This window comes from Prevotella sp. AGR2160 (genome assembly GCF_000424185.1).
Taxonomy (GTDB): domain Bacteria; phylum Bacteroidota; class Bacteroidia; order Bacteroidales; family Bacteroidaceae; genus Prevotella.
In genome coordinates, this window is the sequence record NZ_AUJK01000006.1 from 81,935 (window position 1) to 96,021 (window position 14,087).

General features: G+C 52.9%; 12 protein-coding genes. All 12 read right to left on the minus strand.

Annotation, left to right across the window (positions count from 1 at the left end; all coding sequences use genetic code 11):
* Nucleotides 1–11: 11 nt before the first annotated feature.
* Nucleotides 12–1,292 carry a fimbrillin family protein gene (locus G604_RS0105760; protein WP_081657672.1) on the minus strand — a complete coding sequence of 427 codons (1,281 nt, stop codon included), beginning with the start codon at nt 1,290–1,292 and terminating at the stop codon, nt 12–14.
* 43 nt (nt 1,293–1,335) lie between these two features.
* Nucleotides 1,336–2,700: a fimbrillin family protein gene (locus tag G604_RS0105765; protein WP_196801094.1), complete on the minus strand. Its 1,365-nt coding sequence runs from the start codon at nt 2,698–2,700 to the stop codon at nt 1,336–1,338.
* 15 nt (nt 2,701–2,715) lie between these two features.
* Entirely contained in the window at nt 2,716–3,876 is a 1,161-nt protein-coding gene (locus G604_RS0105770; protein ID WP_155941865.1) for a hypothetical protein, read from the minus strand.
* A 14-nt stretch (nt 3,877–3,890) separates the two neighbouring features.
* On the minus strand, nt 3,891–4,814 hold the full coding sequence (locus G604_RS0105775) for a DUF3575 domain-containing protein (RefSeq protein ID WP_410524367.1): 924 nt from the start codon (nt 4,812–4,814) through the stop codon (nt 3,891–3,893).
* Between the two features lie 330 nt (nt 4,815–5,144).
* The gene (locus G604_RS0105780; protein WP_028909740.1) at nt 5,145–5,981 is read right to left on the minus strand and encodes a PstA family ABC transporter permease; all 837 of its coding nucleotides are present in this window, start codon (nt 5,979–5,981) and stop codon (nt 5,145–5,147) included.
* Nucleotides 5,982–6,060: 79 nt separating this feature from the next.
* Nucleotides 6,061–6,939 carry a phosphate ABC transporter permease subunit PstC gene (gene pstC, locus G604_RS0105785; RefSeq protein WP_028909741.1) on the minus strand — a complete coding sequence of 293 codons (879 nt, stop codon included), beginning with the start codon at nt 6,937–6,939 and terminating at the stop codon, nt 6,061–6,063.
* A gap of 46 nt (nt 6,940–6,985) precedes the next feature.
* Entirely contained in the window at nt 6,986–7,966 is a 981-nt protein-coding gene (locus G604_RS0105790) for a PstS family phosphate ABC transporter substrate-binding protein (RefSeq protein WP_036904722.1), read from the minus strand.
* 119 nt (nt 7,967–8,085) lie between these two features.
* Nucleotides 8,086–8,823 carry a phosphoadenylyl-sulfate reductase gene (locus G604_RS0105795; RefSeq protein WP_051220246.1) on the minus strand — a complete coding sequence of 246 codons (738 nt, stop codon included), beginning with the start codon at nt 8,821–8,823 and terminating at the stop codon, nt 8,086–8,088.
* Between the two features lie 2 nt (nt 8,824–8,825).
* Nucleotides 8,826–10,109: a sulfate adenylyltransferase subunit CysN gene (gene cysN, locus G604_RS0105800; RefSeq protein ID WP_081657675.1), complete on the minus strand. Its 1,284-nt coding sequence runs from the start codon at nt 10,107–10,109 to the stop codon at nt 8,826–8,828.
* A 144-nt stretch (nt 10,110–10,253) separates the two neighbouring features.
* Entirely contained in the window at nt 10,254–11,183 is a 930-nt protein-coding gene (gene cysD, locus G604_RS0105805; RefSeq protein WP_316928668.1) for a sulfate adenylyltransferase subunit CysD, read from the minus strand.
* Nucleotides 11,173–11,640 carry a bifunctional precorrin-2 dehydrogenase/sirohydrochlorin ferrochelatase gene (locus G604_RS0105810; protein WP_028909746.1) on the minus strand — a complete coding sequence of 156 codons (468 nt, stop codon included), beginning with the start codon at nt 11,638–11,640 and terminating at the stop codon, nt 11,173–11,175. Before G604_RS0105810 ends, cysD begins: the two co-directional genes overlap by 11 nt.
* A gap of 48 nt (nt 11,641–11,688) precedes the next feature.
* On the minus strand, nt 11,689–14,082 hold the full coding sequence (locus G604_RS0105815; protein WP_028909747.1) for a sulfurtransferase TusA family protein: 2,394 nt from the start codon (nt 14,080–14,082) through the stop codon (nt 11,689–11,691).
* Between the last annotated feature and the right edge of the window lie 5 nt (nt 14,083–14,087).

The following is a 14,087-nucleotide window of genomic DNA, read 5'->3' on the forward strand; positions in this document are numbered from 1 at the left end:
ACAAATTCTTTTTATTCAAGGTCGAGATCAATATCCTCACCTTCGATCCATGCGCCGAGCTTCGTGACGACATCGATCTTCTCAAGGCCATGGAGCGTGATATAGACATTGTAGGACACGCCCTTCACAAACTTCTGAGAGGGATCGGAACGATGGATCGTTGCCGGGACAATAACTGTCTTCCAATCATATTCAGCAGCATGAGCCGTACCATCGGCATCCGTATAGGCCCCACGCGTCATGACATATTGCTTGATAGCGACAAAGATATTATAAGACTCCTGGGGAGCCACCAGAAGAGCCTCGCCGACATTTACGGTATCCGACTGGTTCGTTGTAGAGTTCCACTTAGGGCTAACAGGGGTCAGATCCACCAACTGCTGGTTACGCATGACCTTACCATCCACAACGGGACGCTGCTTCAGGCAAAGGGAATCGGAGTCCTTCGTCGTGAAAAGGGCTAAGTTGCTGCTCTGCGTATAGTCGGTATAATCATTATAAGCAATAATCAGATTACCTTTGTTCTTAGATCTTACGGCGATACCCGTGACCTGTACGCCATTGACCGGATCGGCGGTAAGGGAATCAGCGGCCTTGATATGGAATTTCAGACGGGTGAGCTGATGGTTGAAGGTCATGATCGGCTGGACACCATCGGGCACGAGATCATTCTTCCGGCGGGCGGAGAAAGCGGAATAGTAACGGTTGCTGTTGCTGCCCTGGTCATCCATCAATGCCTTCTGTGCCGGCGTCAGCTCGGCCTTGGCGGTCATCAGATCCTGAGAGCCGTCAATCTGGAAGGGAAGTACCATATAGTTGCCATAGGTGTTATCGATGGCAGGGGCACCCGTGGCGGCATCGTCTGCATAATAGCCCCAGAAATCATAATTACCTAAGACCGGATAATATTTCACGTAGTGATCGGAACGTGTGGCCAGACCGGAGTCAACAGCCTCGGGGGTGTTCATCGATGCCCATTCATAGATAGGCTCCGTGGTGGCGTTGCCGTTAGCGTCAAGCTCCTTGGCATACGTGAGTTTTCCTTTATCCATCATGGCGATATGAACGACCTCACCGGCCCAAACATTGTTGGTGCCCTCTATATCGCCAACCGTACCTACGGCACGGGAGGAGGAGACGGACTTGGTGACCACCTTCGGCATGCTCAGGTTGAGGTTAATCTGCGCACGATCCTGAGACTCAGGGATAGGTGTAGTAGTGGAATCATCACTCGTAGAGCACGCTGTCAACAATACTGCTGCGGAGAAAAGGAATAAAAATCCGTGTTTCATAACTGTAAATGTTTAGTTATTGATAATATGTTTGATATTTCTGTTATTTCGTGTAGTCCTCGTCATTGATGTCAATGGTCTCGTCGCTCTCCTTCCAGGCACCGGCATCAACGGCAACGCGTATCTGTTTTAAGCCATAGACGGCAAACTTCACGACATATTCGTAGCCAGCCTTGAAGATATACGACTTACTGGCAGCGTCATAGCTGATGGCGTCATGAGGGGCCTCAATGGAGAAATCCTGACGGATGAGCTCGTTGTAGTCCTTCGGCAACGGTCCGCTGGCGTCGGTCTTCTTCACGTTATATTCGAGATGGAGCGTATATTTTGCCCCCGGGAGAAGCATGATACTCTCACCGATACGCGTGCTCGCACGATCGGCCAGGGAGATGTTACTCATGGAGTCTGCCCAGTGGACCTGGTAGACTTGATCACTTCCTGCCACCGCTCCCGGTGTGACACCATCGGCGGAGGACTCCCGCAACACCAGGTCCGCAGTACTATCCACGGCCTGAAGCCCCACCTGCGACACATCGGAGGCGGCGACGACAAGACGGCCCTGGTTGGGTCCCGTGACGGAGACCTTGCGGATCGTCACCTCGTCGGCCGTGGAGTCGCCTGGGACGGCATAGAACTTCAGTTTCGTCAGCACATGCTTCAGATCAAAGATCGGATAGACATCATACCGGCCGGAGTAAGCACTGTAGCCCCCGATATTCACGATTTTGCTCTTCACCTCATCGGAAAGATTCAACGACTTATAACGATCGGCCAAGACATCAAAGGTGAGATCGGGAGCCATGCCAACCATGATATCCTGCGAGCCGTCGACCTTCAGGTCATAATAGATCTCCGATGATGAACGGTGATAAGTGGCTGTTGTAGGCTGGAAGTCGTCAAGATAGTAAGCAAAGAAATGATAGGGCACCTCCTGGTATTTCTTGCTATAATAGAGGTTGACGGTCTTCGTCGTGTCACTGTTATCCACGAAATACATCATACCCGTGGAGTCATTCTCCAACCGGGCGCTATGTCCGAAGAGGGTCGTGCCTCCATCGATCAGGCAATCGCCATGATCGCCGTCAGAGGACATCGTGGCTGCCAAGGAGGCATCACTCGTCAGCCCTCCCTGAGTATAGCGGGCAGACCGGAAAGCGAAGACATGGAAGAGACTATGCGTTGCTTTCATATCCATCGTCTCTTCATGGAAAGAGCCGGTGCCACGGGATGCTGCACCCGTGGTAATGGTAGAGAAGAGATCCTGTGGTTTCAAGGCCACCGTGATCGGCGTGACATATTCCTGCTCCTGATTGCCGTTGGTTTCCGTATACTCCAAACCGGGATAGGCATTCGTACAGGCAGCCAACAGGAATGTCAGTAGCCCACTAAACAGACGATATCGTTTCAATAGTTTTCTCACCATTTATAATTCTACAATTACTTCACTACCCTCCGGAACCCAATAATCGATACCCCAATCATCAGATCCTACCTTCAGGATATTCTCGCCATCGATCTCCAGAGGCGTAGCAATAGCCAATGTACCTGATTTGGCCAGTTGACGAACTTTGGACTCATCATCACTATACTCCAGCAGGCCGGAATCACGGAGCGTGTGATAGAGGTTGATTTTACCCTGAACACGATGGAGGGACTCTTGGCCGTCTTTCCGCACGGTAGTATAGAGGATGACCTGCAAAATACCCGGTCCTGAGGGGATATCAGCCTGACTGCCGGAAATAATTCCCGTAACATCAAAAGCTGTGGAACAGTGAATGTCGCCTGTTCCGAAATCATCAGTACCGTCCATCTGCATGACGGAGGCTATCTTATAGGTCTTATGGGTGTCCATCCAACCGGTATAGAGCTGGTAAGCGGCCGGAACACCCGCCAGATCAACCTTCACGGAATCAATACGGAAAGAGAGGGCACCAGCATTCGAGGCGGCCACTTTCCGGATGTCAAAAGACAGCATGACATGCTGGGTTACCGGAGAAGGATGAAAAGTCAATTGATTATTCCCCTCATGAAACTTCACGATCTCCAGAGTATCATAAGCCATCATCTCGGGTGTCGTCAGCACATAGTCGGTATAGGCATTATAATCCTTCCAAGTACCCAGAATTTTCTTCACCGAATCACTTGTCGCCGGATAGGCACGATAGTTCAGTCCGAGTGAGTTGAAATTCCAACGGCTGTGTTCCACATTGCCGATGCTGTCGAGATTGGAATAGTCGAAAATCTTATCGTTCTTACTAAATGTCAGCAATTTATAAGTACCACTGCTCATTTGAAAGGAGCTCAGACTGTCGGGATGGGCCTGATCAAGACTGTCGGCAAAAAGATCCGGCGCGCCAAGCAAGAAACTCCCCAAGCCGGACTTCACATCTTCCTGCATCTCGTACTTCTTGACATTGATGACCCGCTCTGCAAGGATCAACATCGTATCCGGATGAGAGTAAGGATAAGAGCTAAAGTCATAGTTCATCGTCACCTTCGTCAGATGGGGATGGACAGGCTGTTCACAGAGTTCTATGTCGGTCTGGCAAGAGGTTGTGCAGACGATCAGAACAAATATCAACAAATGTATATAATATCTCATCGCTCTTCCTCCTTCTTCTTGTTTCTCGCCTTCCCTTCCGGTTTTTCGGCAACTTTATGTTCTGCCTTAACAGACTTCTTTGAAACAGCCTTTAAAGGTTCTGACATACCTACGAAGGTGACTCCCGTCGACGGTGCCGCTGTCATGGCATGACTGATAGAGTCATAGTAATGCTCGAAATCATCAAAGATCTGACGATACACACTGTCACGGTAGTGGCGCTCAAAACGACGATTTTTTCGGAGAAGATTGATGGAGTCCTTCGCCTCCGCATAAGCAAGGTCAACGTCATAACGACGACGGTACAATTCCGGAAGGGTATGTCTGCCCATGCGGAAGATAATTCCCGCACGCACATCCGCCAGCACGGGATATTTCAACCAATGCCATGAGCCACGTTCATCAACAGGATAGCAATCACTCTCCGTGTCATGATGATAACGGTCCTTCTGCACATAGCAAGCGCCAACACTCAGTCCTAAATCAAAATCAATACTGTTACCATTCGGATAGACATACAGAGAGCGCTGGAATCCGCCCGTGAGTCCCGGCACCATAGCCTTACCCTGAATGCCATGACGAGATCCGAAGAGATAGGAGAAAGTGGAATATTGAACAAATAATCCCCGATATAAGGTCCATTTGGGATGCTTTACGGGCCGCCAGTAATTTCTCACTTCCAGACGGGCCGCACTGTGGTTGAAGACGATACCCGGAGTAAACGAATGATGGGTCCGCCATTTATTCATATAGTCGGCCCCCACCGTCCATCGGCTCCAGTTCTTACCTCCCAAGTTCCATTCCATACCAATATTTGGTGAGGCCAGAACCCAATAGAATAAATTTGTTCGAAATGCAAGTCGGTCACGGAAGGATAGCGTATCCACTTCCCTTCGTAGCTCCGGGGTTTGGGCCTTCACGGAGGTACCCAACAACCAGAGGCAAGCGCCTAAGAAAAAAAATATTTTTTTCAATTCGGTTTTATCTCTCCCTTACCAACAGGAAGTATTTATCCATCTGTAGACGGGACACTGTTAATATTAAGCCAAAAGGGAAAGAGCCGTCCTACTACTTTCAACAGCTATGGGTCATAGTGCCGAATGGCAGATGTGGTGTATTTCCCGGACACAGAAGTCTATGCAGAAACCTCTATATATGCTGTGCAAAATTAAGAAATTTTCATTATACATGATCTGTTTTCCATGTTAATCAAAGTTAACGGAACAGCTTTTCCCCGGGAGAAAGACGTCTCACCTATTTTTACCGAACTTCCCCATAATGAATCTTCCACTAAGGCTAAGGATGAGTACGATCATGGTCAGAATGACGGCTGCCGCATAAGCGCGGTCCTGCACACTCGTCTGTGGCGCGCTGAGCTGGAAGAACACGCTCAACGGCAGTGTTGCTGCGGGATCGGAGAGATGCGTAGGAATACGGTCGGAGAAACCGGCCGTGAACATCACGCCGGCGGCGTCGCCGATACTACGGCCTACAGCCAACAGCGTTGCCGTGGCGATGGCCGGCGCAATCTCCCGCACGACGACGCCAATGGTATCAAGCTTAGTAGCGCCGAGGCTATAAGAAGACTCCAACAGGCCACGGGGGATATTCCGCGCCACCTCATCGATGCTACGGATAAGAACGGGGACGACGAGCAATGTCTCCACGATGATACCGCCGAGAAGGGACGCACGGAGTCCGAGCCACACCATGATGGTAAATCCAAAGGCGCCATAAACAATGGAAGGGATACCGAAAAGCACGTCATACGCCAGCCTTGCCACCCGCGCCAGCCAGTTTGTCGGTTTGAGATAAACATTCAGATAGAAGACGACGGGAATGGCAATGAACAGTCCGATCACCGTGGACGCCACAACAATCTCCAGACTACCCACGATGGCATTGAGGAATCCGCCTTCGCCACCGATGTAGAAACCGCCCTGAGGTACCTCTGTGATCATCTGCCACGTCAGTTCGGGCAGGCCACGCCAAAGGATACTGCCGATAACGGAGAACACGAAGAAGGCGACGAGGAGGACACTGAGGATCATCAGTACCTTGAATATTTTCTCTTCCAAATATCTCATCTTTCAAATACTTTGATTCTTTCTATCTGCCATCAGTAGGTGGCCGCCATGTTGCGGCCACGCAAGGAAAGATGCCGTTTTATGACTGAATTTTTTTCAATACGATTCTTGCCCCGAGATTGAACACAAAGACGAGGACGAAGAGGATAAGGGCGGCGAGCATGAGGGCACTCTCATAGAGTGGCATCGACATCATCTCACCATAGTTGTTGGCAATGAGCGCCGGCAACGGATAGCAGGCGTCGAGAATGCTCTTGGGAACGATCGGCAAGTTACCGCAGACCATCATCACGGCAATCGTCTCACCGAGGGCACGGCTGACGGCGAGGACTACGGTGGCGATGATTCCCGGCAGACTCTTCCGGAGAACGACGAACTTGATCGTCTGCCAGTGGGTGGCGCCGAGGGCCAGCGATGATTCTTTCAACAAGGTAGGTACGCCGCGGAAGATCTCCACGAAGAGACTCACCATCAATGGGATAATCATCACACCGAGAACGATACCACCGGCCAATACAGTATAACCGCTTGTTGTGACACCGAGTTTTGGCGCCAACGTGTCAGCGATCCACGGAATAATGATCAGTGATCCCCACACGCCGTAAAGCACCGACGGCAGTGAGGCCAGGATATCGAGCAAGGCGGTGGAGAACTTTTGCACGCGCTTCCCCGCGTATTCCGCGAGATAGATAGCCATCAAGAGCGACAATGGCAGCGACATGACGACGGCCAGGAGGGTTACGGCGCCTGTACCGGCGAGGAAAGGCAGAAAACCGAACTGGCCCTTCATCGGCTTCCATGTCGTCGTCGTCAACAACGACCACAATCCCTGCTCATGAAGAATCGGCGATGCCTTCAAGTACAAGCCAATGGCCAGTGCCACCACAAGGAGTACGGCGCAAAGGGCCATCAATCCAAAGAGGTATCCGGCGATTTTATCTTTCCTATAATGTTGCATACCAATATGAGGATTACACCTTATTATATATAGGGAACATCATAAATTATGTCCCTACGCTTTGCTGTTCCTTTTTGATCACAGCCTTCGGCTGCGGGATAAAGCCCTGAGGGAGGACGAGTTTCTGTCCTTTCGAGAGGATATAACGGAGGAAGGCGACGACAACGGGATTTGTCGGTTTGCCACGAGTCACGAGGTAGAGGTTTCGGGCTGGTGGCAGAGGATAACGGCCATCGGCAATCGCCTTGGCGAGATCGCGCTGCGTATCATAGAACCGCTCATCGGCGTCTATGCGACCGTTGTTGTTGAAATCGATGGGGATAACAATCAGATGGGGATTCGGGCGAAGGGTCTTACTGTCGTAGACATACCCGATATTATTCATGCCGATAGCACGGACATCACGCTGGATAGCCGTTGCCACACCGGGATCACCATAAGCGGCGATACCCAACAGATCCTCCTGTTTCATGCCGAGCCATTGCGCCCACGTACCGGCAGCGCCGCAGGCATCACTGCGCGTATAGACATTGATGGGGGTCTGATCGCCATTGCCGGCCAACTGTCCCCACGTCTTCAATGTTCCCGTTGCCCAAAGGGCGAGGGCGGCCTGCCGACTGAGGCCACGGCGGAGGACGGCCTTCAGATTGGGATTACGGTCATTGATCGTTGGAATGACGGCATCACGGGCTACGGCGATAGGATAAGCGCCGCGCTGCAGCTCCGCCGGCTCCAGTTCCCTGCTAACCATACCGAGATCGACGACACCCGAAAGGACATCGGTGATTCCCTTTCCCGCGCCACCGGCAGAGATATCGATATTGACGCCGGGGTGCTGTTGCTGGAACTCATCGGCCCAGGCAACGGCGAGGGGATAGAGGGCGAAGGCACCGGAGAGAGAGATCGTTCCCGTGAGGCCGTCGCTCCCCGCCTCCACCGGCTTCCTCTGCGTACAGGAAGTCAGCAAAAAGACGACGGCGAGAAGCAGGGCCGTCAGGCTATGGAATTCTAATCTCTCTTTCTTCATATTTATCGTTTAATGAGTTGAGGGCATTGGCGCTTCCTTGCGCTTGCAAAGCGCAAGCACACGACGGCAGGCCATTCAACAATCCCCTCCTCTTTGGGGAGGGGACGGTGGTGAGACTTCTAATACCTCTGGTGCAGTCCGCACTCGCGCTTATCGGGATCTTCCCACCACCAACGGCCGGAACGGACATCCTCACCGGGTTTGACGGCACGTGTACAGGGCTCGCAACCTATACTCGGATAACCCTTGTCGTGGAGTTTATTATAAGGTACGTGATGCTGATGGATATAATCCCAGACCTCTTGTTCCGTCCAGTTGATGAGCGGATTTACCTTGATGAGTCCGTGCATGTCATCCCATTCCACGAGTTGCATGTTCTTGCGCGTCACGCTCTGCTGATGGCGGAGCCCGCAGATCCACACGTCGAGGCCTTTGAAGGCACGGCGCAGCGGCTCGAGCTTACGGATGGCACAGCAGCGATGCCGACTCTCGATACTATTGTAGAAGAGATTGATACCTTCCTCACGGACCATACGCTGCACCTCATGGTAATCGGGGAAGAATACCTCGATCTTAATATTATAGGTGAGGTTCGTACGGTCGATGAGCTGGTACGTCTCCGGGAAGAGACGGCCGGTGTCGAGGGTGAAGATGCGCGCCGTCGGGTCTTTCTCCACGATGAGATGCGTGAGCACCTGATCCTCAATGGAGAGCGAGGACGACAGGGCGATCTTTCCCTTGTATTCCTCCAGGAACCAGTCGATGACCTCTTCTGCCGTGGCGTCCTTGAAGCGCTCGTTGAGTTCGGCAATCTTCGCCTCTATCTCGGCTGTTTTCTGTTTATTTTCTTCTGCCATAATTATTTCGTTTTTATCATTCCCGCTCCGACGGTCTCGTTGGTATCGGGATCGATAAAGATGAGACTACCGGTGACACGGTTGTGGTCGTAAGCGTCGAAGACGAGCGGAGAGGCCGTATGGACGGTGATCTCTGCGATGTCGTTCATCTTCAGTTCCGTCACGCCCGTCTCTTTCTCCAGCGTATTGATATTCCGGCGGAAATTGATGTTGCGCACGAGGCCCACGGTCTCGAATGTTGTCTGGCGGATAACGTATTTCTTCCGCAACTGCAGCGGCTGTTCATTGAACCAGCAGACATTCATCGTCAGATCCTGGGATACCTGTGGCTGCGGCTCGTCGGCCCGCACTAGGGTGTCGCCACGGCTGATATCGATCTCATCGTCCAACTGGATGGTGATGCTCAGCGGCGCGAAAGCCTCCTGCAGCTCATCCTTGGCCTGGGAGAGACGCTTCACGGTACTCTCGAGACCGGAGGGCAGGACACGCACACGGTCGCCGACATGGATCGTACCGCCGGATACACGACCGGCATAACCGCGGAAGTCACGATACTGGTCAGAGATCGGACGGATAACGTACTGTACGGGGAAACGGAACTCGGGAGAGATAGACTTATGTCCCACGGGAACGGTCTCGAGGTATTCGAGCAACGGCTTTCCCGTATACCACGGCATACGGTCGGATTTGTTGACGACATTGTCACCATCCTTAGCGCTGATGGGGATGAACACGACATTCTTGATATTCAGTGTCTCCGACATCTTATTATAATCGGCCTTGATCTTCTCATAGACTTCCTCGGAGAAATCAACGAGGTCCATCTTGTTGATGGCCACGACGATATTCGGAATACCGAGGAGCGAAGAGATATAACTGTGGCGGACGGTCTGTTCGAGCACGCCATGACGGGCATCGACGAGGATAATACTCAGTCCGGCCGTAGAGGCACCAGTGACCATGTTACGCGTATACTGTACATGTCCCGGCGTGTCGGCAATGATGAACTTACGGCGCGGGGTAGCGAAATAGCGGTAGGCGACATCGATGGTAATGCCCTGCTCACGCTCGGCACGGAGGCCATCGGTGAGGAGCGCGAGGTTCACCTCCTCGTTACCACGCGACTTCGACGCAGCCTCCACGGCTTCGAGCTGGTCCTCGAAGATCGACTTACTATCATAGAGCAGTCGACCGATGAGCGTGCTCTTTCCATCATCTACGCTTCCGGCTGTGGAGAAGCGCAACAGTTGCATATCGAGATATCCTCTTGTATTCGTTTGAGTCATAATAGGAATTTTGTTGTGATCAATAAATATTTTCCGGCATTTGCGCTTCCTTGCGCTTGCAAAGCGCAAGCACAGAACGGCAGGCCATTCAACATGGACGCAAGTAGCGGACGGCCACAAGGGCCGCGCCCAGCGGTGGGACGTTTAGAAGTATCCGGCCTTCTTGCGGTCCTCCATAGCTGTCTCGGAGCGCTTGTCGTCAGCACGACCACCACGCTCCGTGACACGGCTTGCGGCAATCTCCTCGATGATGTCCTCTACGGTGTGCGCCTTCGAGAGCGTCAGACCGGTACAGGTGATATCGCCGATGGTACGGCAGCGCACCTGCTTCTTGACGACGACCTCGTCGGGCTTGCGCTTGATGACGGGGGAAGCGGCGAGCCACTGGCCGTCACGCTGGAACACCTCGCGCTCATGAGTGAAGTAAAGGCTCGGCATGGGGATCTTCTCCAAGAGAATATACTGCCAGACGTCCATCTCCGTCCAGTTGGAGATGGGGAAGACACGGAAGTGCTCGCCCATGTTCTTGCGGCCGTTGAAGATATTCCACAGCTCCGGACGCTGGTTCTTCGGATTCCACTGACCAAACTCATCACGATGACTGAAGAAACGCTCCTTGGCGCGGCTCTTCTCCTCATCACGGCGGGCACCACCGATGGCAGCGTCGAACTTATACTTGTCGATGGTGTCGAGCAGCGTTGTCGTCTGCAGCTTGTTACGGCTGGCGTAATAACCTGTCTCTTCCTTCACACGACCGGTATCAATACTCTCCTGGACACTGCCGACGATCAGATCGGCGCCAAGTTCCTTGACCAGCTGGTCACGGTAATCGATCGTCTCCTTGAAGTTATGACCGGTATCGATATGTACCAGGGGAAACGGGATCTTTGCGGGGAAGAACGCCTTATAGGCGAGATGGGTGACGACGATAGAGTCCTTGCCACCGGAGAAGAGGATACAGGGGCGCTCAAACTGAGCGGCGACCTCACGGAGTACATAGATAGACTCCGACTCCAGTTCTTTGAGATGTGTGATCGTATGTGAATCCATATTTACTTGTTTTTTATTCGATATTTAACTGATGGTTGTCAATAAGCTCCTGAATGCGGTTGCGCACGCGGATGGAACGGTGGACATCACGGGCATCGGAGCCGACACTGATGGTGAGGTTGTCACCTTCCTGATAGCTGATGGCGGGAGAGACAAAGTCACAGAGCTCGGGATCATCACAGACACTGGAGAGGATGCCGCGGGCCCGTGCCTTGTCGCGGATCTCACGGTTCAGCGCCCGGTCACCCGTACAGATGAAGAGGAGCTGAACACCGTCGAGATCGTTGTCCTGAAAGGGTCGTTCGAAGAGATGGAACGGCAGTTGCCTCAGGCCCTCGGAAATTTCCGGAGCCACCACGGTAGCCTCATCGGTGAAGCGGTGGAGGATCGTGGCTTTATGTGTGGCGACACGGCCACCGCCGACGATAAGGATCTTCACGTCACGGATACGGACGGAGATGGGCAGAAAATCGAGAGCCATAAGCGGATTGACGGTTGATATGATTTTATAAAAGCTGGCGAAGCGCCGTTATTTCTTCTTGATGACCACCTTCCAGTAGTCATCCACTTTCTCGGTCTTGAGGATGGTATGTCCCTCGTTCTTCATGCTGCCGGGCACGTTCTGTATCGGCTGTCCGTCATCGAGGAGAATCTCGAGGACCTGTCCGCTCTTCATCGGTGTCAGCGCGATCTTCGTCTTCACGAAGTTCATCGGGCACGCCACGCCCCGGAAGTCCTTCTTCACATCGGGAACGATGTCGTCGGAAGCAGCGGGCTTAGCAGCGGAGCTTGCAGCGTCAGCACTTGTCTGTGCTTGTGCAGCCCCTTCCTTTTCGGGGAAAGGTTGGGGAGATGCCTCAACTTTGAACTGCAGGTTATCATCCATATTCTTATACAGATCATTGAGCAGATCAGCGAGTTCGAAGATCAACGCCTTGTCAGCCACGAGGTTCTCATTCCGGCGGCGCTTGTCGACAAGGACCTGGAATTTCTGCGGTACGATACCGGCCTGGATAAACTCCTTGGTGAATCCGTTGTAGACATCATCATCAGTACGGGGATCGAGTCCACGGGTGACGAGGAGCATACGGGCCTCAGAGAAGACGATATCGCTGAGGAGCTGCTGTGTCTCAGCCTCATCGGTGACGGTCTCGAGCTGCTTGCGCTTCTCGCGGATCGTATCCTGATCGATGTCGATGATATCGAAGAGGCCGGCGGAGCACTCTGCCTGTCCGTATTTGATGAGACTGAACTTCTCGTCGTCACTGTAATCGTAGTAAACATCGGGTTGCTCAGCGTAAGCCGGTATCTGCTTATATTTATTCTTCAACAGATCGATAACGACATCCTCGCCGCGCTTCTCAACATACTCGTAGTAATCCTTATAGTCATGCTGATGGGCGATGACATCACGGAAATAGTCCTCCACGAAAGCCGGCACGAACTTGGCGGCGATGAAGCCCTCTGAATGGTCGATAGCGTTGCGGCCCTCCGTGGGGAGCCATACGGTATAGGCGGGATACGGATCATCACCGACACGGCCTACACGACCACTGAAACCGAGGTCTGCCCATGTGGCGTTGGCGCAGATATTCGTACAACCGTTCATCTTCAATTCGAAATAGTCGAGCTGGTCGAGGTCGAGGTCACTCTCCAACAGACGTTTGGTAATCGCGTCAATGGCACCCTTCGGCATACAGATACCGAGGCGGCAGGTGTCGGCACCCGTGCAGGACGTGAGACTGGTGATGACCTGCGGCTGGTCGATCTGATAGACGCCGATCTTCTTGAAGAACTGATAGATGTTGGGCAGATAGCGCTCGGAGATGTTGCGCACCTGGATCTGTTCACGCTTCGTGAAACGCAGGACATCATCACCGTAATGACCGAGATATTCCGCAATCTCAGCAAAGAATACCGTGGAACCATTGCCGTGGGGGATGGGGATATAGGCATACCACAGTCCGGGCTGTTTCTGCGCGTGGGCATAGCGGCGTTTCCACGTCTTGAAAGCCTCACTGTCGTCGGTGACAGCGGCGAAGTCGGGATCATGGAAGTCGGGAGCCATCAGACTCTTGGGCGCATGGAAGTCGAGTGACGGGTCTTTCTTCAGTTCGTTGAACTCATCGAGATACATCCGCTTGGCCTCTTCCTCTCCATAACGGTAGAAGACATAGCGCATACGGGCCTTATGACGGTTACGACGGTTACCATACTTATTAAACCAGTTCTTCAACGCCTTGGCAGCACGAAGGAGATCAATCTCGGGAAGGAAGTCGAAGACCTCCCAACCGGTATGGGGATTCGGAGCGGTGGAACCGGCGATGAGCACGCGAAAGCCACGCTGGCCGTTGACGACGCGGGCCTGGAGTCCAAAGTCGGCGACGTAGGAATAATGGGCATCCTCTACATTGTAATCCATCGCCACCTTATATTTACGGGGCATCGTAAAGGAGTCACGCTCGGCAATGAGGTCGGAGGTGAGTTCCTCAACATAAGGATAGACATCGAAAGCCTCACGGTCGGTGAGACCGCTGCGGTCGTTGACCATCATGTTGCGGACGGTATTGCCACCACCACCGGCAGTAGAGAGACCGACGGTCTCCAGCTTGCGGAGAGCGGGCGTGGTATCGAGGAGGTCGACATTATGGATCTGGATCTCCTGACGCGTGGTGATATGCAGATGCGACGTGGAGACCTGATGGCCTACAAAGGCTACCTTCGCCAGCTGCCGCGGCGTGATCAAGCCACCCGTACAGCGGACACGCAGCATGTGGTGGTGATTCTTGCGCTGCTCATAGATGCCCATGGGGACACGCTTCGACTTCAACTCTCCGGCGGAGATCTCACCGGCCTTGTATTTCTTGATCAATGACTCGGTGTAGTCGATATCACCGGGCAGGGTCTGAGGTATTCTGTACATATAGC

What these genes read in the sequence shown, in the direction of transcription:
- G604_RS0105760 (WP_081657672.1), bottom strand. Translation starts at nt 1,292, where the DNA reads ATGAAACACGGATTTTTATTCCTTTTCTCCGCAGCAGTATTGTTGACA.
- G604_RS0105780 (WP_028909740.1), bottom strand. Translation starts at nt 5,981, where the DNA reads ATGAGATATTTGGAAGAGAAAATATTCAAGGTACTGATGATCCTCAGT.
- pstC (WP_028909741.1), bottom strand. Translation starts at nt 6,939, where the DNA reads ATGCAACATTATAGGAAAGATAAAATCGCCGGATACCTCTTTGGATTG.
- G604_RS0105790 (WP_036904722.1), bottom strand. Translation starts at nt 7,966, where the DNA reads ATGAAGAAAGAGAGATTAGAATTCCATAGCCTGACGGCCCTGCTTCTC.
- G604_RS0105795 (WP_051220246.1), bottom strand. Translation starts at nt 8,823, where the DNA reads ATGGCAGAAGAAAATAAACAGAAAACAGCCGAGATAGAGGCGAAGATT.
- cysN (WP_081657675.1), bottom strand. Translation starts at nt 10,109, where the DNA reads ATGACTCAAACGAATACAAGAGGATATCTCGATATGCAACTGTTGCGC.
- G604_RS0105810 (WP_028909746.1), bottom strand. Translation starts at nt 11,640, where the DNA reads ATGGCTCTCGATTTTCTGCCCATCTCCGTCCGTATCCGTGACGTGAAG.
- G604_RS0105815 (WP_028909747.1), bottom strand. Translation starts at nt 14,082, where the DNA reads ATGTACAGAATACCTCAGACCCTGCCCGGTGATATCGACTACACCGAG.